Source organism: Halopseudomonas sabulinigri (assembly GCF_900105255.1).
In the GTDB taxonomy this organism is placed as follows: domain Bacteria; phylum Pseudomonadota; class Gammaproteobacteria; order Pseudomonadales; family Pseudomonadaceae; genus Halopseudomonas; species Halopseudomonas sabulinigri.
The window spans coordinates 2,497,733-2,522,737 of record NZ_LT629763.1 but is presented as its reverse complement, the minus strand read 5'-3'; the positions used below and the strand labels follow the sequence as shown (position 1 = coordinate 2,522,737).

General features: G+C 62.6%; 28 protein-coding genes. 15 read left to right on the top strand and 13 right to left on the bottom strand.

From position 1 onward, the window contains the following. Positions 1-67 precede the first annotated feature (67 nt). Both BLU26_RS11340 and BLU26_RS11335 read right to left on the bottom strand, forming a co-directional pair. Positions 68-1,054 carry a Bug family tripartite tricarboxylate transporter substrate binding protein gene (locus tag BLU26_RS11340; RefSeq protein WP_092286731.1) on the bottom strand — a complete coding sequence of 329 codons (987 nt, stop codon included), beginning with the start codon at positions 1,052-1,054 and terminating at the stop codon, positions 68-70. 48 nt (positions 1,055-1,102) lie between these two features. Continuing rightward, positions 1,103-2,365: an OprD family porin gene (locus BLU26_RS11335; protein WP_092286729.1), complete on the bottom strand. Its 1,263-nt coding sequence runs from the start codon at positions 2,363-2,365 to the stop codon at positions 1,103-1,105. Between the two features lie 179 nt (positions 2,366-2,544). On the opposite strand from BLU26_RS11335, the gene BLU26_RS11330 reads away from it, so the two are divergent. Together BLU26_RS11330 and BLU26_RS11325 are read left to right on the top strand one after the other, a co-directional pair. Beyond that, complete coding sequence (locus BLU26_RS11330) at positions 2,545-3,213, top strand: response regulator (protein WP_092288461.1); 669 nt, start codon at positions 2,545-2,547, stop codon at positions 3,211-3,213. Beyond that, positions 3,210-4,586 carry a sensor histidine kinase gene (locus tag BLU26_RS11325; RefSeq protein WP_092286727.1) on the top strand — a complete coding sequence of 459 codons (1,377 nt, stop codon included), beginning with the start codon at positions 3,210-3,212 and terminating at the stop codon, positions 4,584-4,586. The genes BLU26_RS11330 and BLU26_RS11325 overlap by 4 nt, the downstream gene beginning before the upstream one ends. A 14-nt stretch (positions 4,587-4,600) precedes the next feature. On the opposite strand, the gene BLU26_RS11320 is transcribed toward BLU26_RS11325, so the two are convergent. Continuing rightward, a complete protein-coding gene (locus BLU26_RS11320; protein WP_092286725.1) occupies positions 4,601-5,155 on the bottom strand; it encodes a carboxymuconolactone decarboxylase family protein in 555 nt (184 codons plus the stop codon). Between the two features lie 165 nt (positions 5,156-5,320). Here BLU26_RS11320 and BLU26_RS11315 point away from each other — a divergent pair, with 165 nt between their 5' ends. The 5 genes from BLU26_RS11315 (at position 5,321) to BLU26_RS11295 (ending at position 12,065) form a co-directional block, all read left to right on the top strand. Further along, positions 5,321-5,932: a TetR/AcrR family transcriptional regulator gene (locus BLU26_RS11315; protein ID WP_092286723.1), complete on the top strand. Its 612-nt coding sequence runs from the start codon at positions 5,321-5,323 to the stop codon at positions 5,930-5,932. Positions 5,933-6,028: 96 nt separating this feature from the next. Beyond that, the gene (locus BLU26_RS11310; protein WP_092286721.1) at positions 6,029-7,159 is read left to right on the top strand and encodes a thiolase family protein; all 1,131 of its coding nucleotides are present in this window, start codon (positions 6,029-6,031) and stop codon (positions 7,157-7,159) included. Between the two features lie 67 nt (positions 7,160-7,226). Beyond that, positions 7,227-8,342 (top strand): efflux RND transporter periplasmic adaptor subunit, encoded by a 1,116-nt coding sequence (locus tag BLU26_RS11305; protein ID WP_092286719.1) that lies wholly within the window; start codon positions 7,227-7,229, stop codon positions 8,340-8,342. A gap of 2 nt (positions 8,343-8,344) precedes the next feature. Beyond that, a complete protein-coding gene (locus tag BLU26_RS11300) occupies positions 8,345-11,434 on the top strand; it encodes an efflux RND transporter permease subunit (RefSeq protein WP_092286718.1) in 3,090 nt (1,029 codons plus the stop codon). Between the two features lie 61 nt (positions 11,435-11,495). Next, positions 11,496-12,065: a TetR/AcrR family transcriptional regulator gene (locus BLU26_RS11295; RefSeq protein ID WP_092286716.1), complete on the top strand. Its 570-nt coding sequence runs from the start codon at positions 11,496-11,498 to the stop codon at positions 12,063-12,065. A gap of 64 nt (positions 12,066-12,129) precedes the next feature. On the opposite strand, the gene BLU26_RS11290 is transcribed toward BLU26_RS11295, so the two are convergent. Then, positions 12,130-12,924, bottom strand: coding sequence for an SDR family NAD(P)-dependent oxidoreductase (locus BLU26_RS11290; RefSeq protein ID WP_092286714.1), 795 nt, complete (start codon positions 12,922-12,924; stop codon positions 12,130-12,132). A gap of 188 nt (positions 12,925-13,112) precedes the next feature. Continuing rightward, on the bottom strand, positions 13,113-13,712 hold the full coding sequence (gene wrbA / locus BLU26_RS11285; RefSeq protein ID WP_092286712.1) for an NAD(P)H:quinone oxidoreductase: 600 nt from the start codon (positions 13,710-13,712) through the stop codon (positions 13,113-13,115). A 229-nt stretch (positions 13,713-13,941) separates the two neighbouring features. Here wrbA and BLU26_RS11280 point away from each other — a divergent pair, with 229 nt between their 5' ends. After that, entirely contained in the window at positions 13,942-14,682 is a 741-nt protein-coding gene (locus tag BLU26_RS11280; RefSeq protein ID WP_092286710.1) for an SDR family oxidoreductase, read from the top strand. A gap of 12 nt (positions 14,683-14,694) precedes the next feature. On the opposite strand, the gene BLU26_RS11275 is transcribed toward BLU26_RS11280, so the two are convergent. Continuing rightward, the gene (locus tag BLU26_RS11275) at positions 14,695-14,916 is read right to left on the bottom strand and encodes a DUF3820 family protein (RefSeq protein ID WP_092286708.1); all 222 of its coding nucleotides are present in this window, start codon (positions 14,914-14,916) and stop codon (positions 14,695-14,697) included. Positions 14,917-15,073: 157 nt separating this feature from the next. On the opposite strand from BLU26_RS11275, the gene BLU26_RS11270 reads away from it, so the two are divergent. Next, positions 15,074-15,442 carry a glutaredoxin family protein gene (locus tag BLU26_RS11270; protein WP_092286706.1) on the top strand — a complete coding sequence of 123 codons (369 nt, stop codon included), beginning with the start codon at positions 15,074-15,076 and terminating at the stop codon, positions 15,440-15,442. Between the two features lie 150 nt (positions 15,443-15,592). Next, positions 15,593-16,717: an HPP family protein gene (locus tag BLU26_RS11265; RefSeq protein ID WP_092286704.1), complete on the top strand. Its 1,125-nt coding sequence runs from the start codon at positions 15,593-15,595 to the stop codon at positions 16,715-16,717. A gap of 7 nt (positions 16,718-16,724) precedes the next feature. Here the strand turns inward: BLU26_RS11265 and BLU26_RS11260 are convergent, their stop codons facing one another. The 3 genes from BLU26_RS11260 to BLU26_RS11250 are packed head-to-tail and all read right to left on the bottom strand — an operon-like array spanning position 16,725 to position 18,693. Then, positions 16,725-17,588 carry a LysR family transcriptional regulator gene (locus BLU26_RS11260; RefSeq protein WP_092286701.1) on the bottom strand — a complete coding sequence of 288 codons (864 nt, stop codon included), beginning with the start codon at positions 17,586-17,588 and terminating at the stop codon, positions 16,725-16,727. A gap of 6 nt (positions 17,589-17,594) precedes the next feature. Beyond that, positions 17,595-17,972, bottom strand: coding sequence for a carboxymuconolactone decarboxylase family protein (locus tag BLU26_RS11255; RefSeq protein WP_092286699.1), 378 nt, complete (start codon positions 17,970-17,972; stop codon positions 17,595-17,597). A 40-nt stretch (positions 17,973-18,012) separates the two neighbouring features. Further along, entirely contained in the window at positions 18,013-18,693 is a 681-nt protein-coding gene (locus tag BLU26_RS11250; RefSeq protein ID WP_092286697.1) for a spermidine synthase, read from the bottom strand. Between the two features lie 121 nt (positions 18,694-18,814). Between BLU26_RS11250 and BLU26_RS11245 the strand changes: the two genes are divergently transcribed. The 4 genes from BLU26_RS11245 to aqpZ all read left to right on the top strand — a co-directional run bounded on the left by BLU26_RS11245 (position 18,815) and on the right by aqpZ (position 21,318). Beyond that, positions 18,815-19,399 carry a TetR/AcrR family transcriptional regulator gene (locus BLU26_RS11245; RefSeq protein ID WP_092286695.1) on the top strand — a complete coding sequence of 195 codons (585 nt, stop codon included), beginning with the start codon at positions 18,815-18,817 and terminating at the stop codon, positions 19,397-19,399. Between the two features lie 148 nt (positions 19,400-19,547). After that, on the top strand, positions 19,548-19,958 hold the full coding sequence (locus BLU26_RS11240; protein WP_092286693.1) for a PaaI family thioesterase: 411 nt from the start codon (positions 19,548-19,550) through the stop codon (positions 19,956-19,958). A gap of 28 nt (positions 19,959-19,986) precedes the next feature. Further along, the gene (locus tag BLU26_RS11235; RefSeq protein ID WP_092286691.1) at positions 19,987-20,403 is read left to right on the top strand and encodes a PaaI family thioesterase; all 417 of its coding nucleotides are present in this window, start codon (positions 19,987-19,989) and stop codon (positions 20,401-20,403) included. A gap of 192 nt (positions 20,404-20,595) precedes the next feature. Further along, a complete protein-coding gene (aqpZ, locus tag BLU26_RS11230) occupies positions 20,596-21,318 on the top strand; it encodes an aquaporin Z (protein WP_092286689.1) in 723 nt (240 codons plus the stop codon). Positions 21,319-21,345: 27 nt separating this feature from the next. On the opposite strand, the gene BLU26_RS11225 is transcribed toward aqpZ, so the two are convergent. From BLU26_RS11225 to BLU26_RS11215, 3 genes are all read right to left on the bottom strand, one after another. Continuing rightward, positions 21,346-21,510, bottom strand: coding sequence for a DUF1328 domain-containing protein (locus BLU26_RS11225; protein WP_092286687.1), 165 nt, complete (start codon positions 21,508-21,510; stop codon positions 21,346-21,348). Between the two features lie 140 nt (positions 21,511-21,650). Continuing rightward, positions 21,651-22,085 (bottom strand): ferritin-like domain-containing protein, encoded by a 435-nt coding sequence (locus tag BLU26_RS11220; RefSeq protein WP_092286685.1) that lies wholly within the window; start codon positions 22,083-22,085, stop codon positions 21,651-21,653. 76 nt (positions 22,086-22,161) lie between these two features. Continuing rightward, positions 22,162-22,992, bottom strand: coding sequence for a BON domain-containing protein (locus BLU26_RS11215; protein WP_092286683.1), 831 nt, complete (start codon positions 22,990-22,992; stop codon positions 22,162-22,164). Between the two features lie 384 nt (positions 22,993-23,376). Here BLU26_RS11215 and BLU26_RS11210 point away from each other — a divergent pair, with 384 nt between their 5' ends. Then, positions 23,377-23,937 (top strand): DUF4136 domain-containing protein, encoded by a 561-nt coding sequence (locus BLU26_RS11210; protein ID WP_092286681.1) that lies wholly within the window; start codon positions 23,377-23,379, stop codon positions 23,935-23,937. Positions 23,938-23,964: 27 nt separating this feature from the next. On the opposite strand, the gene BLU26_RS11205 is transcribed toward BLU26_RS11210, so the two are convergent. Further along, positions 23,965-24,918 (bottom strand): AraC family transcriptional regulator, encoded by a 954-nt coding sequence (locus BLU26_RS11205; protein WP_092286679.1) that lies wholly within the window; start codon positions 24,916-24,918, stop codon positions 23,965-23,967. Between the last annotated feature and the right edge of the window lie 87 nt (positions 24,919-25,005).

The window sequence follows — 25,005 nt, the reverse complement described above, 5'->3', positions numbered from 1 at the left end:
GTGGTGTCCTCGCCGGCGCAGCGCGGGCCGGGCGGCCGCGCGCTGGCAAGCTGTTACTGAATGGCGGTTAGGGTTGCTGAACCAGGCCGAACTCGGAGGCGAGCGCCTTGTATTGACCTACTTGCTGTTTGACGTAGGTATCCAGCTCGTCGCCGGTCATGGCGAAGGGGAATAGCTCGCGCTGGGTGCGCAGGGTGGCGAAGTCATCGGAGGCGAGCAGCTCGTCAAAGCTGTTCTTCCACCAGGCAAAGTCCTCATCGCTGACCTCCGGCCCCATATAGAAACCGCGTACCACCGGCCAGCTGACGTCATAACCCTGCTCTTTGGCGGTGGGAATGTCCTCGACGGTCTCGCCCGGCAGACGCTCATCGGCAAGGATCGCCAGAATGCGGATGCCGCCGCTCTCGATGTGCGGAATGGAGTCGGAAATATCCGTGCTGGCGACCTGAATGTGGCCGCCCAGCAGGGCGGTGGCCAACTCGCCGCCGCCTTCCATCGCCACGTAACGCAGGGCGCGCGGATTGATGCCGGCGGCGCGGGCTACCAGGGCGGTCTGCATCCAGTCCTGACTGCCGACGGTGCCGCCGGAGCCGATGACGACCTTGGCGGGGTCTTTCTTCAGCGCGGCAACCAGGTCGTCCAGCGTCTTGAATTCGGAGTCGGCGCGCACGGCGATGGCGCCGTAACTGGTACCTACCGCCGCCAGCCATTTCACGGCGCTTTCGTCATAGCGGCCGAACTTGCCCTGCGCCAGGTTCAGCAGCGAACCGGTGGAGAAGGCGGTGATGGTGCCGGGCTCGTCGGCGCGCTGGGCCACCACGGCGTTGTAGGCCACGGCGCCGATGCCACCGGGCATGTAGGTCACGCGCATGGGGCGGCTCAGGTGCTTGCCGTCGAGCAGCGCGCTTTGCGCCAGTTTGCAGGTCAGGTCGAAGCCGCCGCCGGGCGAGGCCGGGGCAATGCACTCGGGGCGCTTGGGTTCGTCGGCCAGGGTGTAGCCGGCCATGCCGAAACACAGGGCGGCGAGCAGGGCAGAGTGAATAGCTGATTTCATCGCGGAACTCCTCATAGCTTTTATTCTAGGTGATTGCGTCGCGTTGGCTTACCAGATCGGCAAGGCGTAGCTGACGATCAGGCGGTTCTCATCGGCGTCGCGGGCAAAGTCCGAGCGGTAGCTCGCGTTGCGCCAGCGCAGGCCGAGATTTTTCAGTGCGCCATCCTGGAACACGTACTGCAGCTCGGTGTTGCGTTCCCACTCCGAACCATTGCCACCGGCGGCCGGTTTGGCGTCGTCACCGCTGATGTAGCGGCTCATGAAGCTCAGACCGGGGATGCCCAGGGCGGCAAAGTCATAGTCGTAGCGGAGCTGCCAGGAGCGCTCGTTGGCTTCAGCAAAGTCGTTGATCTGCACGAAGTTGACCAGAAAGGGGTTACTGCCATCGATATAGGGAAAGGCGTTGTCGCCGTGCATCTGCTGCAGCGCGGCGCTCAGCTCGTGGCCGCTCAGGGCATAGCCGACGCGGCCCTGCCAGGCCTGGTTGTCGATCTTGCCGGCAGTAGCGCTGCCCTGATCATCGGAGATCGCGACGCGCAGCTCGCTGCTTAACTCACCTGCCCCCAGCGCGGTGCTGTGGTTCAGGCCAAAAACCTGTTGGCGGTAGATATCATCCAGTTGTGCCAGGTAATAACTGCCCGCCAGGCTGGTGCTGAATTGGTAATTCAGACCGGCCCAATCAAAATTGTCGGCATTGAATGAACCGCCAAAGCGCTGGTTGCGGTTATTCAGTGCCATGTCTTCGGCATCGGTGGAGTCGCGCTCGGTGGTCTTGGTGAGACGGCCCAGCTCGATGTCGAGTTTGTCGAATTCGTGGATATCCACACGGCCGCCCTGAAAGGTCTGCGGCAGAATGCGGCTGGTGTTGGGCTGCAGCACCGGGTTTTTCGGCATCAGGGTGCCCAGCTGCAGCTCGGATGCGGAGTAGCGCGCCTTGGCGGTCAGCCCCAGCTTGCTGTATTCATCGGCGGCGCGGCCATCGTCGTGGGTCGGCAGCAGGCCGGTGCCGGTACGATCCGGGCTGGAGTCCAGCTTGACGCCCAGCATGGCCTTGGCATCCAGACCGAAACCCACGGCGCCCTCGGTGTAGCCGGACTGCAGGTCGAGAATGAAACCCTGCGCCCACTCTTCGCGCTTGGATTGGCCAGTGCCTTCACGAAAGTCGCGGTTGAAGTAGATGTTGCTGGTGCTGAGTTTGGCGCTGCTGTCTTCGACAAAACCGTCGGCCAGGGCGACGGGGGCGAGCAGCAGGCTGCCAGTGGCGATCAGAGCGCCAGGCAGTAGCCGGCTGTATGCGGGTGCTGTGGTCATGCGCTTACTCCATTGTTTTTTTTGTGGTGATGCCTACGTACGGTGGGTGACCGTCGGGCGATGCTAATGCGGCAACCTTTCAGCAACCTTTCATGCGCAAGGCCAGCAATTGCGCGCTGTCGGCGGCCGACGGGCGGTGTACACTCAGCCGATCAGAAGCCTGGCAAGAGAGAACGGCAGTGCGAATTCTGCTGGTAGAAGACGATCCCGAGTTGGCCGAAAGCCTGGCGCGCGTGCTCAAGCACGGGGGCTGGACCGTGGACAGCCTGCACGACGGTGTGGCCGCCGATCTGGCCCTGCGCAGCGAGGATTACGCCCTGGCGATCCTCGATGTGGGGCTGCCGCGCCTGGACGGTTTTGAGGTGCTGCGCAAATTGCGTGAGCGCGGCCAGACGCTGGCTGTGCTGATGCTGACTGCCCGTGGCGAAGTCGCCGACCGGGTGCGCGGGCTGAATCTGGGCGCCGACGATTACCTGGCAAAGCCCTTCGAGCTGAGCGAGCTGGAAGCGCGGGTCAATGCCTTGCTGCGCCGCAGCCTGATGGGCGGCGAGCGTCAGCAGCAATGCGGCGCGCTGGTCTACGACCTGAACGACCGGCGCTTCAGCCTCGGTGCCGAGGTGTTGGCCTTGCCCTCACGTGAACACGCGGTATTGGAAAACCTGATCGCCCGCCCCGGCCGGTTGATGAGCAAGGAACAACTGGCCGGCAAGGTATTTGGTCTGGATCAGGACGCCAGCCTTGATGCGATTGAAATCTACATCTCGCGCCTGCGCCGCAAGCTGGAGGGCAGCGGCGTGCGCATCGTCACCTTTCGCGGTCTGGGTTATCTGCTGGAGGCCGAGGCGTGAGACTGACCGGCAGCCTGCGCGGTCGGCTGTTATTACGCCTGGCGCTGGTGCTCTCGCTGCTGCTGATCCTGGCCAGTAGCGCCGCCTACTGGAACGCGCGGCGCGCCGCCGATACCGCCTATGACCGCTCTTTGCTGTCCTCGGCGCGGGCAATTGCCGAGCGGCTGTACGATGAGGACGGCGAGCTCTCGGTCGAGGTGCCCTACATCGCCCTCGACAACTTCGCCTACGACATCACCGGGCGGCTCTACTATCAGGTACTCGACCTGCAGGGGCGCTCGGTCTCCGGCTATGAAGACCTGCCACCGGCTGACGCCAGCATCGCTCTGACTGACGATTACCCTGCCCTGGCGCGCTTCTACAACGCCGAGTACCGCAATACCGGCGTGCGCCTGGTCAGCCTGCTGCAACCCATCAGCGGCGCCAGCAACCAGGGTATGGCCGAGATTCGGGTGGCCGAAACCCTCGAAGCGCGCGAACGCATGGCGCGTAACTTGTTGCGCCAATCGCTGATCAATCTGGGCGTGCTGGCCGCCAGCGCGCTCTTGCTGGCCTGGCTGGCGGTCACTGCGGCGCTGCGCCCGCTGCAACGGCTGCGGCTGGAAGTCGCCGAGCGGCGCAGCGACGATCTGCGGCCCATCGAGACCGAAGGCTTGCAGCGCGAGGTGCGACCGCTGGTAGATGCGATCAATCACTTTACCGGTCGCCTGCGCGAGAACTTTGAACGCCAGCGCGACTTTATAGCCGAGGCGTCGCACGAGCTGCGCACCCCGCTGGCGGCGCTCAAGGCGCGCATTGAGCTGGGCCTGCGCAGCGAGCAACCGGCGGATTGGCGCCAGGCACTGCACGAGGCTGAACACAGCACCGACCGTACTATTCAGTTGGCCAACCGTTTGCTGTCGATGGCGCGGATCGAACGCGGTGCCCGCGCAGTAGCCGAGGGCAGTGCCGAACTGGTGCCCATGGCGCCGCTGGTACAGGAGCTGGCGCTGGCGATGGCGCCGCTGGCGCACAGCCATGCGGTCGCGCTGGCGCTGGAGGTAGAACAGGAGTTTGCGGTCTGGGGTGAGCCCACGCTGTTGCAGGAGTTGCTCGGTAATCTGATTGATAACGCGCTGCAGCATACGCCGCAGGGTGGCCAGATCATTCTGCGGTTGAGCGCTGGGCGGCAGCTGGAAGTGGAAGACAACGGCCCCGGCATACCGCAACAGGAACGCGACCGGGTATTCGAGCGCTTTTATCACCAGAGCCCGGAAGGCACCGGGCTGGGGCTGTCGATTGTCGGCGAGATCTGCCGCGCGCACCGCGCCGAGATCAGCCTGCACGAGGCCACCTCGGGCGGCCTGCTGGTGCGGGTCAGCTTCCCGGCCTGAGACGCGCCGGGGGCTTACTTGGCCGGATGCCACTCGTACTGGCGGAAAACCTCATCCACCGGGGTCTTTGCAACGTGGTTGGTGTAATTGCTCATCACCTTTTGTGCCAGACCCAGGATGACTTCGAGTACCTGGCGCTGCGCGTATCCGGCGGCGTAGAAGGCGTCCAGATCGGCCTTATCCACTTCACCGCGCTTGCGCACCATGGCCAGCGTGAAAGTACGCAGGGCTTCCAGCTTGCTGTCGGGCAGCGGGGTTTCGTTGCGCAGTGCCTCGGTAATCTCGTCCGATACCTTCATCATCTTGGCGATGCCGGTGTGGGCCGGTACGCAGTAGTGGCAGGCGTGTTCGACGTTGATCGTCTGCCATACCACGGTCAGCTCGTCGGCGTTGAAGCTGCTGTCCTGAAACAGGCCGTGCAGTACCTGATAGCCATCCAGCAGACCGGGCGCCTCGGCCATGACCTTGTGCAGGCCGGGAATGCGGCCAAAACCTTTCTCTGACTTGTCCAGCAGTGCCTTGGAGGCTTCCGGGGCTGAGGTTTTGTCGTGCAAAGTGAAATCTGACATGGGATCTCCCGAGGTCGGTAGAGGGAATTTTTTGAGCAACTGCTCAAGTAAACTCACCCTAGCTGTATTTGAGTGATCGTTCAAGTTATTATTGAGCGCTTGTTCAAGCATCGCTGCAGTAGCCTTGCAACGCCTCGCACGACTGCGCGCCCCCAGGAGCCGACCATGCCCAGACCTGCCCGCCACGACCGCAGCATTGCGCTGGATAAAGCCGTCGATCTGTTTTGGCAGCGTGGCTACCACGCCACCTCGATGAAGCACATAGAGCAGGCGCTGGATATGCGCCCCGGTAGCCTGTATGCCACCTTTGGTAGCAAACGTGAATTGTTCAGCGAAACCCTGACGCGCTACGCGCAGTGGATGGGCGAGGAGCTGGCGCAGTGCCTGGCCGCCGAGGGTAATTTGGTGGCCGGTTTCCAGCAGTATTTGCGTAATCTGGCCGGCCCCTGCCTGGTACGTGAGGGTATGCCGCCGCGCGCCTGCATGGTGATCAAGACCTTGCTGGAGGTGAACGCCGAGGAGCCCGCGCTGCAACAACAGGCGAATCAGGTGCTCGACCAGATGGAAAAGCTGTTTACCGAGCAACTGACGCGCGCCCAGGCGCAGGGCGAGCTGCGCGCGGAGGTGGACTGCGCGCGGCTGGCGCGCCTGCTGCAGGGTCAGGTGATCGGGCTGCGCAGTTTTGCCCAGCGCGACACCGACCCGGCGCACATCGAGGCACTTGCCGAGGACATGGGTGCCCTCTTTCTGCCCTATCTCGCCAGATCAAGCGCGTAAGCGCACATTTAATTATGGTTGTCATGCTATACAGGTGATTTAAATTATGGTTATCATTTAACCGTAATCACTGTCCCTGTCCCAGAGGAAAACAGCATGAAATCCATCGTCATTGCCGGTTATGTTCGCTCTCCATTCCAGTTTGCGCGCAAGGGTGCGCTGGTCAACCTACGGCCCGACGACCTAGCCGCGCAGGTGCTGGCAGGCCTGGTGGCTCGCCTTGATCTTGATCCTGCGCTGCTGGAAGACGTGATCATGGGTTGCGCCTACCCCGAAGCGGAACAGGGCACCAATATCGCGCGTATCGCCAGCTTCCGGGCGGGTTTCCCCGAGACGCTGGGCGGCGTTACGGTCAATCGCTTTTGCGGCTCTTCGATGACGGCCATTCATTTCGCCGCCGGCCAGCTGATGCTGGGCGCGGGCGAGGCGTATATTGCCGCCGGGGTGGAATCGATGACGCGGGTGCCTATGGGTGGCTTCAACCCCTCCCCCAACCCGCAGTTGCTGCAGAGCTACCCCGAGGTTTACATGGCCATGGGGCACACCGCCGAAGAGGTTGCTCGGCGCTTTGACATCAGCCGTGAGGAGCAGGATGAACTGGCCGTGTTGTCGCACGCCAAGGCCGCGAAGGCGCGTGAGGCCGGCCTGCTGATGGATGAGCTGGTAGCCATAGACACGCCCGATGGCCAGGTTACCGAAGACGGCTGTATTCGTCCGGGCACCAACCTGGAGGCCCTGTCTCAGCTCAAGCCGGCCTTTGGCGGTGTGGTCACGGCCGGTACCGCCTCGCCGCTGACCGATGGCAGCGCGGCCGTGCTGGTGTGCACCGAAGACTTTGCCCGCCGTCACGGTTTGCCGCTGCTGGCGCGGATCAAGGCGGTGGCGGTGGGTGGCTGTGCGCCGGAGATCATGGGCATGGGTCCGGTGGAAGCGACGCGTAAAGTACTTGCCCGCGCGGGGCTGAGCATCAATGATATCGACCTGATGGAGATCAACGAGGCGTTTTCCAGCCAGTCGATTGCCTGCCTGCGTGAGTTGGGCATGCCGTTGGAAAAGGTCAATCTGGACGGCGGCGCCCTGGCGTTGGGGCATCCGCTGGGCGCCACCGGCGCGCGCATTACCGGCAAGGCCGCCGCGCTGTTGCAGCGTACCGGCGCACGTTACGCCGTGGCCACGCAGTGCATCGCCGGCGGTCAGGGCGTTGCCACCCTGCTCGAAGCCATATGATGGCGGGTCGGACCAATAATTAAAAACCGTATAGGGCCGTGTGCGGCCCCGCTAGGGAGAGTTCAGGATGTCTGCTGGGAAAAACCTGTTGCTGATGTGTCTGCTGGGATTACTGGCTGGCTGTAACCAGGCGGATGACAGCGAAGCCGAGGCAGCCCCCGAGGGCGCGCAGCCGCGCCTGGTGCTGGCGGCCGAAGTACACCCGGCTGCCAACCGTGGCGCGACCTTTACCGGCGTCGTCGCCGCACGTACCGAAAGCGAACTGGGCTTCCGGGTGGCCGGCAAGGTCATCGAGCGACGGATTGACCCCGGCCAACGGGTCAACAAGGGTGATGTGCTGCTGGTGCTCGACGTGGACGACTTTGAGCTGGCCCTGCGCGCCGCCAACAACCGCGTGCGCTCGGCCCAGGCCTCGTTGCAGCAGGCCCGCGACGACGAGAAGCGCTATCGCGAGCTGGCGGAAAAAGGCGCGGTGTCGCGCCGCGCCTTCGACGAAGTGGTCACCGGCCTGCGCGTGGCCGAGGCGAATATGGCCTCCGCCCGCGCTGATGCCGCGCAGGTGGAAAACCAGCGTGGCTACTCGACCCTGAGCGCCGATGCCGACGGCGTGATCACCGATGTTCTGGTCGATCGCGGGCAGGTGGTCGCCGCCGGGCAGGTAGTGGCGACCTTGGCACACAGTGGCGCGCGCGAAGCGGTCATCAGTATCCCGGAAACCCAGCGGCACCTGGCCGATCACAACGCCGCCGCGCAGCTGTTTGGTGATCCCGATACAGTTATTCCGGCCAAGCTGCGGGAACTGTCTGCCGCCGCGGACCCGATCACTCGCACTTACCGCGCCCGCTATGTGCTGGGCGATGGTGAGGCGCCGCTGGCCATTGGCTCGACCATCAGTATTCATCTGGATGACAGTGCCAGTTCGGCGCTTACCCGAGTCCCGCTGGGAGCGCTCTACGACCGTGGCCAGGGCGTTGGCGTCTGGGTCATCGAGGACGCCAGCCGGGTACGCTTTACCCCGGTCACCGTGGCCAGCCTGGGGCAGGAATATGCGTTGTTGTCGGCCGGCCTGGAAGAAGGCCAGCAGATAGTCGCGCTGGGCGCGCACCTGCTGCATGAGGGGGATGCTGTCGAGCTGCTGCCGCCGCCGTCCTGGGCGGTCGACTCAGCTGCACGGACGCTCTGATCATGGCGGGCTTCAATCTCTCCGCGATGGCGGTGCGCAACCCGGCGGTGACGCTGTTTCTGATCATTGCCGTGCTGCTGTCGGGGGCCTTTGCCTTCGGCAAGCTGGGGCGCGCCGAGGATCCGTCCTTCACCGTCAAGGTAATGACCATCACCGCCGCCTGGCCTGGCGCTACCGCCAAGGAAATGCAGGAGCAGGTGGCTGACCGGCTGGAGAAGCGGATTCAGGAGCTGGATTACTACGACCGGGTAGAAACCACGGCGCAACCGGGCTTTGTGGCGATGAAGGTGATTTTCTCCAACGCCGCGCCGCCCGAGCTGATCCCCGAGCTGTTCTACCAGACGCGCAAGAAGCTCTCGGACGAGGCCAGCAAATTGCCCGACGGCGTGCACGGCCCGTTCTTCAACGACGAGTACAACGACGTTTATTTCGCGCTTTACGCGCTGGAAGCCGGGCAGCTCCCGCACCGCCAGCTGGTGCAGCTGGCCGAGCAAATGCGCCAGGGCTTTCTGCACCTGCCGGGAGTGAAAAAGGTCAATATTCTCGGCGAGCAGCCGCAGCGTATTTTTGTCGAGTTTTCCTATCAGCGTCTGGCGACCCTCGGTTTGACCCCGGATCAGATCTTTTCGGCGCTGGCGCGGCAGAACGCGGTAGCGCCGGCCGGCTCGGTCGAGACCGCCGGACCGCGCGCCTATATCCGCCTGGATGGCGCCTTTGACAGCCTGGAGCAGATCGAAAACGTACCTGTGGTAGCCAACGGCAGGGTGCTGCGCATCGCCGACGTGGCGCAGGTGCGCCAGGGCTACGAAGACCCCGCCAGCTACCGTATTCGCCACCAGGGCGAGCCGGCGCTGATGCTTGGCGTGATCATGCAGAAGCACTTCAACGGGCTGGAGCTGGACAAGTCGCTGATCGCCGAAGAGCAGCGCCTGCAGGACAGCCTGCCGCTGGGTATTCATTTCACCAAGGTGTCAGACCAGGCGAGCAAGATTAGCCGCGCGGTGGATGAATTCATGCTCAAGTTCTTTGTGGCGCTGGGTGTGGTCATGGTGATCAGCTTTCTGGCGCTGGGCTTTCGCGTCGGCCTGGTGGTCGCCGCCGCAGTGCCGCTGACGCTGGCGGTGGTGTTTGTGATCATGCTGATGACCGGTCGCGAGTTTGACCGTATTACCCTGGGCGCCTTGATTCTGTCGCTGGGGTTGCTGGTGGACGATGCCATCATCGCCATCGAAATGATGGTGGTGAAACTGGAAGAGGGCATGGACCGCCTGTCGGCGGCCACCTTTGCCTGGTCCTCGACGGCCGCCCCGATGCTCACCGGTACCCTGGTGACCATCATCGGCTTTCTGCCGGTGGGTTTTGCCCGCTCCGGCGCCGGAGAGTACGCCGGCAACATCTTCTGGATTGTCGGCTTTGCGCTGATTGCCTCCTGGCTGGTGGCGGTGGTGTTCACGCCCTATCTGGGGGTCAAGATGCTGCCTGACATCAAGCCGGTCAGCGGTGGGCACGACGCGCTCTATGCTGGGCCGATGTACCGTCGTCTGCGTGCCTTGGTAGAGAACTGCATCCGCTGGCGCTGGCCGGTGACCGGCGTGGTGGTCCTGGTGTTTGTCGCCTGCGTGATGGGCATGGGCGTGGTGAAGAAACAGTTCTTCCCCAACTCCGACCGCTCCGAGGTGATGCTTGAGGTCTACATGCCACCGGGCACTGCCTTCAAGAATACCGAGGCGGTGGTGCAGCGCGTTGAGCAGGCGCTGTTGCAGGAGCCGCAAGCGGAGATTGTCGACGCCTATGTGGGCGGCGGCGCACCGCGTTTCTTCCTCTCGCTGAACCCGGAACTACCGGATCCGGCCTTTGCCAAGATCATCGTGCAGACGGCTGATGCGGCAGCCCGTGACGAGCTGATGGCGAGTATGCGTGAGCGGGTGGCGGCGGGTGAATTCCCGGGGGCGCGGGTGCGCGTGACCCAGCTGGTATTCGGTCCGCCGGTGCCCTTCCCGGTGGTGTTCCGCGTCAGCGGCCCGGAGCTGGGGCCGCTGCGCGAGATTGCCGAACAGGTGCGCGCGCGGGTGGAGGCCAATGCCATGACCCGCGACACCTTTATCGACTGGGGCGAAAAAGCCAGCAGCTACCGGCTGGTGCTCGATCAGGATCGCCTGCGCCTGCTGGGTTTTACCCCGGCGCAGGTCAAGTCGCAGATCAATGCCCTGCTGTCGGGTAATCCGATCACCGAGGTGCGCGAGGGCAATCGCACCGTCTCGGTGGTGGTGCGGGCGATCAACGCGCAGCGTGAGAACCTGGACAGCATCGAGAACCTGACCATTACCAGTGATGCTGGCCGCGCCATTCCGCTGCAGCAGGTCGGCCGTTTTGAGCCGGTGATGGAAGACCCGATCCTGCGCCGGCGCAACCGCGAGCCCACCTTTGAGGTACGCGCCGATACCGCGCCTGGCATTCAGCCGCCGGACGCCGAGCTGGCGGCCTACGCCGATCTGCAGGATCTGCTCGCCGAGCTGCCACCGGGTTACCGCATCACCATGGGCGGGCCAGTGGAGGAAAGCGCTATTGCCAACAAGGCGCTGGCGGTACTCTTCCCGATCATGATTCTGCTGATGCTGGTGGTGATCATGTTCCAGGTGCGCTCCTTTGGCGTCATGCTGATGGTCTTCGCCACGGCGCCGCTGGGGCTGGTGGGAGCGGTGCCGGCCCTGCTGATCTTCAACCAGCCGTTCGGTTTCAACGCGATCCTGGCGCTGATCGGCATCGGTGGCATCCTGATGCGCAATACGCTGATCTTCACCGACCAGATTCGCCAGAACCAGAATCACGGCATGCCGATTCACGAGGCGGTGGTCGAGGCCACGGTTCGCCGCGCACGACCAGTGGTGCTGACCGCGCTTGCGGCGGCGCTGGCGTTCATTCCGCTGACGTTCTCGGTGTTCTGGTCGTCGCTGGCCTTTGTGCTGATTGGCGGGGTGTCCATGGGTACGCTGCTCACCCTGCTGTTCCTGCCGGCGCTGTGCAGCCTGGTGCTGCGTGATGATCCGCCAGCGGATGAGCCGGCACCTGTGGCGACCGGCGGTCATGCCTGATGCTGCAGTGGTGGCCTGACGGGTATAGAATGATGCTCTGTATTTAACGGCGGGAGACGCTATGCGTTATTCGGAAGATCACAAGGCCAAAACCCACCAGCTGATTCTGGAAGAGGCGTCGCGGCGCTTTCGCCGTGACGGCGTTGGCGCGACTGGCCTGCAGCCGCTGATGAAGGCGTTGGGGCTGACCCACGGCGGCTTTTACGCGCACTTCAAGTCCAAGGATGAGTTGGTCGAAAAGGCCCTGCAGCATGCCACCAGTAACCTGCGCGCCTCATTGGCCATGCACCTGGGTCCTGATGCGCCGGCCTCGGCGCTGATCGATACCTACCTGACGCCCGAGCACCGCAGCAACCCGGATCGCGGCTGCCCGTTACCGACCATGTCGGCCGAGCTGGGCCAGCGCGGTCAGGCCAGCGCGACCACCGATCAGGTGGTCAATGACCGTCTGGCCAATCTGGCCGACAAGCTCGACGGTGATGATGCCGAAGACAAGAGCGTGCTGGTGCTCTCGGCGCTGGTGGGCGCGCTGCTGTTGTCGCGCAGCGTGAGTGATGAAGCCTTGTCTGACCACCTGCTCAACAGCGCCCGCGAGCAACTCAACAAACTGGTGGAGGCGCCCGCGGATTGACTGGCAGTTAGCCCAGGCGATAACCAACAGCCCCGGTCGAGTACTTGACCGGGGCTGTTTTGCTTCAGCTATAGCGCGCGGCGGGATGCCGGTGCGAGAGATTGGGCGCCAGTTGCATGCGCGCCTGCAGCAGGTTGTGCCAGTCGGCGCTGTCGGGCAGCGAAGGAATGGTTACCAGCTCGCCTTCATCAAAGCCGCGCAGTGCCGCATCCACCATATCGTCGGGCGACATGATCATGGCGTCGAACGAGGCGTCCAGTGTCACGCCGCTGCGCTGCCATATTTCCGTGCGTGTCATGCCGGGCAGAACCGCCTGCACCCGGACCCCGCGATCGCCCACTTCAGCCTGCAGGCTTTGCGTCAGGCTGAGCACGTAGGCCTTGCTGGCAGCATAAACCGCGTTAAAACGCTCCGGCAGTAAGGCTACCACTGAGCCCAGGTTGATAATGCCGCCACGCCCGGCAATGCTGAAGTTAACGGCAGCAGCGCTGGATAGCAGCGTCAAGGCCAGCACATTCAATTGCAGCAGGGCCGCGACGCTGTGGCGGTCGGATTCCGCCAGCGAGCCACTGAGGGCGACACCGGCGTTATTGACCAGCAGGCTGATCTGTTGATCCTGGCGCAGGCGCTGGGCTACTCGCTCGATCGCACGGGCGTCGGTCAAATCGGCGGGCATTACCTCCGCGGTCACTGCAAAGCGGCTCTGTAGCTGCTGTGACAGGCGCTGCAGCCGCTGCTCGTCGCGCGCTACCAGCAGCAGATTGTAGCCGCGCTCGGCCAGGCGTTCGGCGTAGCGGGCGCCGATGCCGGAGGAGGCGCCGGTAACCAAAGCAGTGCCTTTGTCATTTACTGTGCTCATGTCAGATACCCCGGAAAATAAAAATGCGACCATTTAATTACGGTTGTAATTCTATATATATGATGACCGTAATTCAATGCTGTCGATGGTCGATGGTCGATGGTCGATGGTCGATGGTCGATGGTGTGGAGGGGCGCTGGGTAGACAGGGAGGTGAGGTACCGACCGGCTGGCCGGCACCCAGGGCGATCAGGTGGTGAGCTTGAGCAGGGTTTCAGCCACGTATTTACCCTGGTAGCGAGCAATCGCTCGCTCGCGCTCGTCAGGCTGGCGTGAGCCATCGCCGCCAGCGATGGTGGAGGCACCGTAAGGTGTACCGCCCTTGCCGTGCTCGATGTCGGCCAGCTCTGGGGTGCCGTAGCCGATTGGCAGCAGGATCATGCCGTGGTGCGCCAGGGTGGTCCAGGTGGAGGTGATGGTCATCTCCTGCCCGCCGCCGGTGCCAGTGGAGGTGAACACGCTGGCCACCTTGCCGTGCAGCGCGCCCTTGGCCCACAGGCCGCCGGTCTGGTCGAGGAAGGTACGCATTTGCCCGGTCATGTTGCCGAAGCGGGTGGGCGTGCCGAAAATGATGCCATCGTAGTTGGCCAATTCGGTGGGGCTGGCGACCTCGGCGGTCTGGTCAGTCTTGCCGCCGGCGGCCTTGAAGGCCTGTTCCGGCATGGTTTCCGGTACTCGCTTGATGGTGACGCTGACACCCTTGATCTGCTGCGCCCCCGCCGCCACTTCCTGCGCCATGGTCTCTATGTGGCCGTACATGGAATGATAAAGCACCAGTAATTTCGCCATTCTTTCTACTCCTGGTTGGGTCTGCTGACGGACTGCTTGCGGCGCATCACCGTCAAGCGGCGATGCCAATGGAACCACCAGCATAGATCACCTGCACGGGTTCAGGTTCCCCGCGCGGCTTCGCGCAGTTGGCGCTGGAGTATCTGACCAGCTGCAGCCAGTTTTGTGTATTTGACTCTGCTGGTCAGCGGCGCATGCTGGTTGCTCAATTCGATCAGGAGGCAAGCAGATGTCCAATCAGCAACAGAAGGTCGCGCTGGTGACCGGCGCATCGCGCGGTATTGGCGCCGAAATAGCCCGCCGGCTTGCCGCCGACGGTTTCGCCGTGGCGATCAATTACGCCAACAGCGCTGCCGAGGCGAACAAGCTGGTCAGTGAGCTGCAGGGCGCCGGCGCACGTGCGGTGGCCGTTCAGGCCGACATGGCCCAGCCCGAGCAGATACGCGCGCTCTTTACCCAATGTGAGCAGCAACTAGGTGCGCTGGATGTACTGGTCAACAACGCTGGCGTCATGCAGACCATGCCGCTGGTCGACACCACGGACGAGCTTTTCGCGCAGACCTTTGCGGTGAACGTGCAGGGTGTGTTCGCTTGCCTGCGCGAGGCAGCAACCCGCTTGAACGAGGGCGGGCGCATCATCAACCTGTCGACCTCGGCGCTGGCCATGAAAATGCCGGGCTACGCCATCTACAACGCCAGCAAGGCGGCCGTCGAGGCAATGACCCAGGTCTTCAGCAAGGAGCTGCGCGGACGCCAGATCACGGTCAACGCAGTGGCGCCCGGCCCGGTAGAGACCGAGTTGTTCCTGAATGGCAAAACGGTGGAGATGGTGCAGCGGCTGGCGCACATGGCACCCTTGGAGCGTCTGGGTCAGCCGGAGGATATTGCCGCGGTGGTGTCCTTCCTGGCTAGCGCCGAGGGCGGCTGGATCAACGGTCAGGTGCTGCGCGCCAACGGCGGGATTGCCTGAGCCGAGGCGATTTCAGCGCTGGCCGCGCCCGCGCAGGGGGTCAAGCAGCGGCTTCAGGCCGTTGTGGTCAATCTCCTGCATCAGCTGCAGCAGGCGGCCGATCTCGCCCTTGGGAAAGCCCTCACGGGCAAACCAGTTGAGGTAATGGCCGGGCAGGTCAGCCAGCAGGCGGCCCTTGTACTTGCCAAAGGGCATCTCGCGGCTGACCAGCAACAACAGGTCTTCTGGGTTCATCGGTAGGGCTCGCTGGCTGACGGTTCAGCGCCCATTATGCCGTACCCGGGCGCGCTGGCCGAGCTGCGGTTGCCGCGCTCGTCAGCCCGGCGGGCGTCGGCGCACTGAATCAGGTAAGCTGCGCGCCTTTGTTGTACTGACCCGGAGGTGTGTGTCCATGTTGTTGAAAGCCCTGCGCGTTGGCCTTGGCCAAGTGATCATTTTCCTCAGTTTCATCACCCGCCCGAGCAAGATGAAACGCAGCCCGGAAGCCCAGGCGCAAGTAGATCAGGCGGCGGCTCAGTTGAGCCTCTATCAATTCAATGCCTGCCCCTTCTGCGTGAAGACGCGCCGCACGCTGCGCCGCCTCAACCTGCCGATTGCACTGCGTGACGCCAAGAACAATCCGACCGACCGGCAGACGTTGCTGGAGCAGGGCGGCAAGATTCAGGTGCCTTGCCTGCGTATCGAAGAAAACGGCGACACATCCTGGCTGTACGAATCCAAGGCAATCAATGCCTATCTGGAACAACGCTTCGCGGCTTGAAGCGTGCGCGCTTTTTAATTAAGTATTGCTGTATTTAAAGTCAATTATTATTGACTGGTTGTGATTCATTAATGGCGGCACACTGCGCGGCGCGGATCGGGTGAGTTAACCCGACCCGCGCCGTTTTTCTTTCCGTGACCGCTATCGCCGATGATCAACCTCAGCCCTGCCACTCTCTTCAGTCGTGTTAACAGTGCCATTCAGCCGCGCCCGCAGGAGTGGCTGCGGGCCGGGGTGGGCGCCACGCTGGGGATTCTGGCCAGTGTCTGGCTGTGCCAGTGGGTATTTGGCCTGCCGGTCGCGCTGCTGTTGATTGGTCCGGTCGGCGCCTCGGCGATTCTGCTGTTTGCGGTGCCCTCGGGTACCCTGGCGCAACCGCGCGCTGTCCTCGGTAGTTACTTGCTGGCCGCGCTGGTGGCCACGGCGGCGGCGCAGTTTGGTGGTCATACCTTGGGCATAGCGGCGCTGGCCACCGGGCTCACCCTGCTATGCATGTTTTTGCTGCGCTGCCTGCACCCACCGGGCGGCGCGGTGGCACTCAGCGTGGTGCTGGCCGGTCCGGCGTTACAGCAGTTGGGCGAGCTGGCGATTCTGCCGGTGATGCTGCACGCCGTGGCCTTGCTGGCGTTTGCGCTGATCTACAACAACCTGACCGGGGTACGCTATCCGAAACGCCCTGCTCCGGTGATTGATCTGCAGCATACCCGTGATGCGCCGCCAGCCCTGCGGGTGGGCATTACCGACGCGGATCTGGACGCGGCGCTGGATGAGTTCGGCGAGTTTGTCGATATCACTCGCGCAAATCTGGCGCAGATCATCCATACCACTGAGGTCTCTGCGCTGCGCCGTCACATGGGTGCGCTGTGCGCCGCCGACGTGATGTCGCGCAATCTGCACTGGGCAACGCCCGACACCAGCGTGCGCGAAGCCCTGCAGCTGTTGCAGCAGCATCGGCTGCGGGTGTTGCCGGTACTGGATGAAGCGCAGCAACTGGTCGGGATTGTCAGCCTGGTGGATCTGGCTGACTTTGCCGGGCGTGGCGGGCGCCGCCTGCTGCGCCGTGGCGGCGGCCAGAAAACACCGCTGCGCGAGGTGATGAGTTCACCCGTGGTGGCGGTTGACCAGCACTGCCATATTGTCGAACTGGTGCCGCTGCTGAGTGAACGCGGGCTGCATTGCCTGCCGGTACTGGAGCAGGGGCGGCTGGTGGGGCTGGTGACCCAGACCGATCTGATCGCCGCGCTGCACCGGGATCTGCTGCGGCATCTGGCCTGATCGCTGGTTACAGCTCCGGACTCCAGCGCTGTGACCAGTCTGTGCTGTTCTGCGCGGCGGCGCGCAGCAGGGCGATGGCCTGCTGCAGTACCGGGTTGTCACGCTCGCGGGCGTAGACCAGAAAGGTCGGGAAGCTGAACTCGGGCGCCTGCGGCACGCGCTGCAGTACACCCTGATCAAGATAGCTCTGCACCACTCTGCGGCGAAAATAGCCGCTGCCGCCACATTCGAGCAGGTATTGCAGCGCCTGCGGCCCCAGATTGAAGCTGAGTTCGGCCCTGGCCTTATCCGGCAGTGCGGCATCGTGCTGACGACGAAAATCTTCGCCCCAGTCGATATAGATATAGGGGGCGGGCCGCGCTGGCAGGCACACCTGGATCAGCTTTTCTTCCAGCAACTCTTCCACCTGCAGGCCGGGCCAGTACGCTGGCTGAAACACCAGGGCGGCGTCCAGCGTGCCCTGCTCCAGCTTGCGCAGCAGCAGCGCGCCCTCGCCTACTTCGGCGCGAATCGTATGCCCACTGATCTGCTGGCGCAGCTGCCGGACCCAATGCAGCATCAGCGGGTTGCTCAGGCTGGTTTCGCCGCCCACGCGCAGCACCTTGTCGAAGCCCTGCAGCAGCGGCAGATCGCGCTGGGCGGCTTCCCAGGCCTGCACCATTTGATGGGCGTAGCTGACAAAGGCTTCGCCGTCGGCGGTCAGCCTGGCGCCCGCCCGGTTACGCACAAACAGGCTGCAATTGAGCTGACTTTCCAGGCTTTGCACCCGGGCGGTGATGGCCGCCTGGGTGACGTGCAGCTGCTCGGAAGCGGCGACCAAACTGCCGCTGCGCACTATCTCCAGAAAGGTTCGCGCCAGACTGATGTCCATCGCGGCTCAGGCGCTCTGGTAGCTGTCGATCACGTCCTGCGCGGCGCGAAAGGCGTCGATTGCCGCCGGTACCCCGGCGTAGACCGCACAGTGCAGCAGGGCTTCACGGATTTCATCCACACTGCAGCCGTTGTTCAAGGCGCCGCGCACGTGGCCCTTGAGCTCCTGCGGGCACTTGAGCGCGGTCAACGCGGCCAAGGTGATCAGGCTGCGGGTCTTGCGATCCAGCCCTTCGCGATTCCACACACCGCCCCAGGCGTGCTCGTTGACGAACTCCTGCAGCGGCTGGCTGAACGCGGTGGCGTTGTTCAGCGCGCGGTCGACAAAGGCGTCGCCCATGACTTCACGGCGTACCTGTACGCCTTCCAGTTTGCTGTTGCTCATATGTTTGCTCCTCGATGTGCAGGTGAAGATCTATCGCCGGTTATTTACGCTGTGCGATCCAGATGGTGTGCCGGGTGCCGCTGTTACCGTGGGCGTACACCTGCTCTTCGCGCGCCTTGAAGCCGGCTTTGCTCAACCGCTGCGAAAAGGCACGGTCGGCACTGGCTGACCAGACCGCCAGTGTGCCTTTGGGGCGCAGCGCGCGGGCGCAGGCCTCGAGCCCGCCGGGGGAATACAGCCAGCTGTTGGACTTTTGCGTCAGGCCTTCGGGGCCGTTGTCCACATCCAGCATGATGGCGTCAAAGCCAGCTGACTCGGACGTGAGCAGCTCGGCGACATCCTGATTGACCACCCGCGTGCGCGGGTCGCTCAGCGGCTTGCCGGACTTCTCGCCCAGTGCGCCTCGGTTCCACTCGATTACGCCCGGCACCAGCTCGGCCACCACAACTTCAGCGTTCCGCGCCAGATGCTGTAGTGCAGCGGCCAGCGTAAAGCCCATGCCCAACCCGCCAATCAGCACCCGCGCGTCAGCCTTGCTGCTCAGCGTGCGGCAAGGGATGGCAGCGAGCGCATCCTCCGAGCCATGGGTGCGGGTATTCATCAACTGGCCACCCTTGCCGCCCTGAATCTTGATCACGAAATCGTCGCCATATTCGAACAGGCAGAGCGCATCGGCGGTGCCGGGAATGGGGGCAGTGTCGAGCAGGATGAAACGTTTCATGGCGAGTCCGCTGGCAGTAAAGGCTGGATTCTAGCAGCCCGGTCGCTGCCAGTGTGCTGGCTGCGGACGATCCGATAGACTGGTCTGTATAAACATCAGCCACTGCCCGCAGGTAAATGCCATGGCCACTGCCGCCAAACACCGCAACAGCATTATTGCTTCCGCCATCCGGCTGTTCCGCCAGCGTGGCTACGCTGCCACCGGGTTGAACGACATTCTCAAGCACAGTGGCGCGCCCAAGGGATCGCTTTATCACTACTTTCCCGGCGGCAAGGAGCAGTTGGGTGAAGAGGCGGTGACGGTTGCGGCTGAGGTGGTCACCCAGACTCTGACAGACCTGCGCAGCCAACACGCCTGCGCGCCAGACATGCTCCGGGGCTATGGCCAGTTACTTGCCGGCTGGGTGACGCAGGCGGGGTTTGCCGAGGGTTGCCCAATCGCCACTACCTTGCTGGAAACCACGCCGCAATCGCCGCCACTGGCCCTGGCCGGGCAGCAGGCGTTCGCCCGTTGGTGTGAGGTGTTTGTGCTGCAATTGCGCGACGACGGGGTGGCCGCCGAGCGCGCGCAACGCTGGGCGCAGCTGATGATCTGCACGGTTGAAGGCGCCCTGTTGCTGTCGCGCGTGCAGGCCAGCGCCCTGCCTATTACTCAGGCCTGTGATGACCTGGCCGCGCTGATCGAAAGCGCCGCCCCGGCGCCTTAGCGCTGCCAGCCGCGCTGCTGCTGTTAGCCTGGCCTAAGCGGTGCCCCTCTTTTTGCATTGCTCCCATGTCCGCCCGCAGCAACTGGTTTGACTCTCGCCTGATATTATATAGACTGGTCTACATCAACTCGCGCGCAGGGGTATCAGCATGAGCAATACGGAGATTCCAGTTGGCTATCAGTTGCACGACCGTCGCAGTGGTCTGACCGACCCCTGGCAGCCGATTTACCAGCGACCGCACAGTGATGGGTTGAGCCTGGGGCTGCGCGCGGGACAGGCGCATGTGAACAGCCGCGAGTTTGTGCATGGCGGTCTGATCTCGGCACTGGCCGACAACGCCATGGGTCTGAGCTGCGCCGCGCGTTTGCCAGACATCCAGGGCCTGGTGACCGTGAGCATGACACTCGACTACCTGGGCGTGGCGCGTCAGGGCCAGTGGCTGGAAGTGCGCGCGGAAGTACTGCGCGCCGGCGGCTCGTTGTGTTACGCGGCAGCGCGGATTTACGCCGACGAGCAGTTGTGCGCTTCGGCCAGTGCCGTTTTCAAGGTCGCGCGTTAACCCACCACCGTCAAAGAGGCACCGAATCATGCAAGAACATCAGGTATTGCACGACAAGATCCAACAGATACTACCCATGGCGGCGTTCAACCGCTGGCTGGACCTGCAACTGGTGTCGGCAACGCCGGGCGAGGTGACCCTGCAGCTGCCTTGGCGCGAGGAGTTCGGTCAGTACAGCGGCTTTTTGCACGCCGGTATTCTGGGCGCGCTGATCGACACCGCTTGCGGCTTTGCCGCCATCACGCAAACCGATCGCGTTCTGGCCTCCCAGTACACGGTACATTGCCTGCGACCCGCTGTGGCAGAGACTTTCGTGATTCGCGGTTGGGTGGTCAAACCCGGCCGGCAGCAGGTTTTTGCCGCCGCCGAGATTTACGCGCTGGGTGATGAGCAGCGCAAGTTGTTTGCCAGTGGCGACGCCATGTTGGTACCGGTTACTGCCTGAACCCGCCACGGTTAGCGAAGACCGCGCCGTTGCCCTGATGGGGGCAGCCGACAGAAGGTCTGCTCTGTGCTTGTCAGCTCGCGCGGCCAGCCTATGCTTAGTTGCATCCGGCGCTGCCGGTGCAACTCACGGGTCGCCAGTCCCGAGTTCGCAGTCCTGGGCGCGCGATGCCAACAACACAGAGGAATGTGTATGAAAGCTTACGCTGCGGAAATGTGCGGGACCTTCTGGTTGGTGTTGGGCGGATGCGGCAGTGCGGTGCTGGCTGCGGGCTTTCCGGACGTGGGCATCGGTTTGCTGGGGGTCTCGCTAGCCTTTGGCCTGACCGTGCTGACGATGGCCTTTGCCATTGGGCATATTTCCGGCTGCCATCTGAATCCGGCGGTGAGTATTGGGCTTTGGGCTGGCGGGCGCTTTCCGGCGAGTGAGCTGGCGCCCTACATCATTGCGCAGGTGCTGGGTGGCGTACTGGCCGGCGCGGTGCTGTACATCATTGCCAGCGGTCAGGCTGGTTTCGATGTCAGTGCTGGTTTTGCGTCCAACGGTTACGGCGCGCACTCGCCCGGCGGCTATTCATTGCAGGCTGCGCTGGTGTGTGAGGTGGTGATGACCATGATGTTCCTGCTGGTGATCATGGGCGCCACGGATGCGCGCGCGCCAGCGGGCTTCGCGCCTATCGCCATCGGCCTGTGCCTGACGCTGATTCACCTGATCAGCATTCCGGTCACCAATACCTCGGTGAATCCGGCGCGAAGCACCGGTGTGGCGGTCTTTGTCGGTGACTGGGCGGTGGCGCAACTGTGGCTGTTCTGGCTGGCGCCGATTGTCGGCGGCGTGCTGGGTGCGGTGTTGTATCGCTTTATTGCCGGCGGCAAGATCGAAATGAAGTTGCCGGACATGAAAACACCCGCCTGAGCGGGTGTTTGCAGTCAGTGCCTGCTATCAGGGTCGCGGTCGGCGGCCCATGATAAAGGACACGATGAACAGCACCAGGAAGACCAGGAACAGAATCTTGGCAATACCCGTTGCCGTGCCGGCGATGCCACCGAAGCCCAGTACGGCAGCGATGATGGCGATGATCAGAAATGTAATAGCCCAACTAAGCATGGTGTTTCTCCTTGGTGGCAAGCCTCGCTGCGCTTCCCTGTCAGGTCAGCCGCACTGGCTCTTGCTCTGGTTTATCGCGCCAGGGATAAACCCTGACTGACGACAATGCTGTTTTACTGCGTTGTTAAGGGTGGTAACGGTTATTGCGCTTTCTTCAGGTCGCGCATGCGGTCGTGACAAGCACGCACCTTGGGCATTTGCGCTGTAATGTCGGCGCGCAGATCCGGGTTCTTGCTGTCCATCGCATCTTCAAAGGCATGCAGAATCCGATCCTCGGCTTCTTCCAGCTGGGCGATATAGGTCGCCCCTTCATCGCTGGAGATGGCTGCGCGGGTATCGGCATACACCTGACGCAATTTACCGGTGAAGGTACCGCCGCTGGCGGGTACTTCGTGATTGGCGGCTACCTTGCCTTCCAGTGCAACAATCACATCGGTTTTGGCTTGCGCCATGTCCTTGAACAGAACCTGCAGTTGCGGATCCTTGACCTCGTCACGGGCATGCTCGTAAAAGCGCTTGCCGTCACGGGTAATTTCGATCAGCTCATTCAGTTCAGCAGTTGTCTTGTTGCTCATGATCTATCTCCTTCTGTGCATCTGTTGTCAGTTACAGAGGGTGAAAAGGCCGGCCCGTATCGGGCCGGCCGGTTGATCAGCTGGCGGTGCGCAGGTTTTCTGCGGTCACGTCTTTAACGCCTTTAATGTTCTTGGCGGTGCTGATGGCCAGGTCCTTTTCGGCATCCGACATCACGGTGCCGCTCAGGGCAACTACACCGTTGTTGGTGTCAACCGAGATGTCCAGGCCGCTCAGGTTGCTGCTCAGCAGGTAGCTGGACTTGATCTTGCTGGTGATCCAGGCATCGCTGATCGCTTCGCCGGCGTCGTCGGCAGTGTTCTGCGCCTTGGCGGCAGCAGTTGCATCAGCGTTGACCTTGATCTCGTTGTCTACGCGGCGCACACCGTCGGTGTCCTTGGCGAGCATGCCGGCCAGATCCTTGGCAGCGTCAGACTGGGCAGTACCGCTCAGGGAAACTACGCCATTCTTGGTAGTAACGTTTACGTCCAGACCTTCGGTGTTGCTGTTCCACAGCAGCTTCGACTTGATCGTGGCGGTAGTAGTGGCGTTGCTGAAGCTCTGCGACAGCGAAGGCGTGCCCTCGTCGTTGGACTTGGTTTCAACGCCGGGGTTGACCTTGAGTTGGTTGTCGACCTCGGTGACGCCGTCGATGCTCATGGCAACCTGTTCGGCCAGATCGCGGTCAACGTCGTTCTCTACTTCACCGGTCAGCTTGGCAACACCGTTCTCAACATCAACATCGATGCTGAAGGGGTTCAGGTGGCGATTCAAGGCAATCGCGGTCCAGACTGAACCTTCCTGGCGAGCTTCGGCCAGATCGCCATCGTCGGCATGGGCAGCCAGTGGCATCATGCCAATCAGGCTGGCGGTAGCGGTAGCAAGTGCGATTGTTTTCATCTTGAACATGGTGTTTCTCCTGTGAATCGTTTTTTGTCCGTATTCGGCGCTGCATTTGTGTGCCGATGTAAAAGATATTGCAGGGGCTGTGCCAGCTTTTTTAAATTAAAAATTTACAATAAAAACAATGACTTGCTTGTTTTTGATGAGCGCCTTTCACTTGCGCTTTGCACGACCGGCTGATTTGTGTCGTGCAATTTGCAAGAGCCTTGGGGGCTGTTTGTGGCGTGGGTGGCGGCAATGGCTGCTGGCTCGGGTTACACTGCAGATATCGTGCTGCGCGCTGGCGCGGGCCGGCCTGTTGGTTGTTATCTATTGGCTGCTATAAAGGCAATTGTGACGGCTCTGCGAACGGCGCCCTCATGCTTATCGATCACCTTCTGGAGTGTTGAAATGCGTCGACTATTTTTGCTGTTGCCCGCTGTGCTCTTGCTTGCCGCCTGTCAGGGCGCTGCGGTGCAGCCGGATTACGATGCCTCGCGCGACTTTTCCGGTTATCGCACCTGGCAGTTTGATGAGCCAGCTGTGGCCTACCGCCCCGAGAACGACCCGCGCCTGGCTGGCGAGTTGACTACCGAGCGGGTCAAGGCCTCGGTAGCCAATCAGATGGAGCTGCGTGGCCTGCGACCCCCGGTTGCTGGTCAGGGTGCCGACCTCAAGGTGAAGACTTATCTGATCGTCGAGAACCGACAGGACAACGTCACCACCAGTTTTGGCGGCTATTGGGGCACAGGGTGGGGTGGTTTCTGGGGTGGTCCGTCGATCCAGACCCAGAGTGTTGATTATAAGGAGCTGACGCTGCAGATCGACATGCTCGACAGCAATGATGGCAAGCTGGTCTGGCGCGGCAGTGAAAGCGATACCCTGAGCGAGCGTCCACAAACGCCGGCCAAGCGTGAAGAGCAGATCAACCGGCTGGTGGGCAAGATTCTCGGCAGCTTCCCGCCCTATTAAGCCGCAGGCTGATTACCAGCGGTTGCTTCACATGGTGGCGAGCATGGGTTGCTCGCCACGCAGCTTGACCACATCGGCCCGGGGTGGTGCGCCGAACATGCGGCGATACTCGCGGCTGAAGTGCGAAGGGCTTTCATAGCCCACGCGGTAGCTGGCGGTGGCCGCCTCCAGCCCCTCACTGAGCATCAGCCGACGTGCTTCGTGCAGGCGCAGCTTCTTCTGAAACTGTACCGGCGACATGCGCGTCACCTGTTTGAAGGTATGGAACAGGGTCGACTCACTCATATTCACGTCATCAGCCAGCTCACGCACGCGCAGCGGCTCGGCAAAGCGGTCCTTGAGTACCGCAATTACCTTGGAGATACGGTGCGCCTGGCTGTCGGTGGCGACAAAGTCGCGCATGCGCCAGCCCATCTCACCTACCAGGGCGCGGTAAATAATCTCGCGGCGCACCAGCGGTGCCAGAATACGGCAGTCGGCCGGGGAGTTAAGCAGCGATACCAGCCGGGTCATGGCCTCCAGAATACCGACGTTGACCGGCGCTACGCTCAAGCCGCAAGCCGCTGCAGGGCAATCGCGCTGCTGATCCAATGGTGGCAGGGTATCGCCCAGCTCCAGCACCATTTCTGCGACTTCCTGCGGATCGATCGACAGCTTGATGGCCAGATAAGGCTCCTCGGCCGAGGCCTCTATCACTGCGCCGACCACCGGCAGGTCAACCGCCGAGATCATATAGGTGAGTGGGCCATAGGCAATTTCCTTGTCGCCTAGCTGCACGGTTTTACTGCCCTGGGCGATGACACATAAGGCCGGGTCGTAAACCCCACAGTTCAGGGCGCTTGGCTGATCGGCCCGAAACATCTGCAGGCCGGGTATGCAGGTATCGTGTATTCCGTCAGCGGTGGCGTGCTCCAGCGCCAGCTCGGCCAACTGTCGGCACATGGGCGCTTCTGCTTTTACCGGTTGGAAATGGCTGGTCATTGGTTTACACCTCGTTTCGGAGTTTCGCGATAGTATACGCAGCTTGTTCGCTGCGCTTATGACAGCCTGATTGCTTTTGCAGGATAA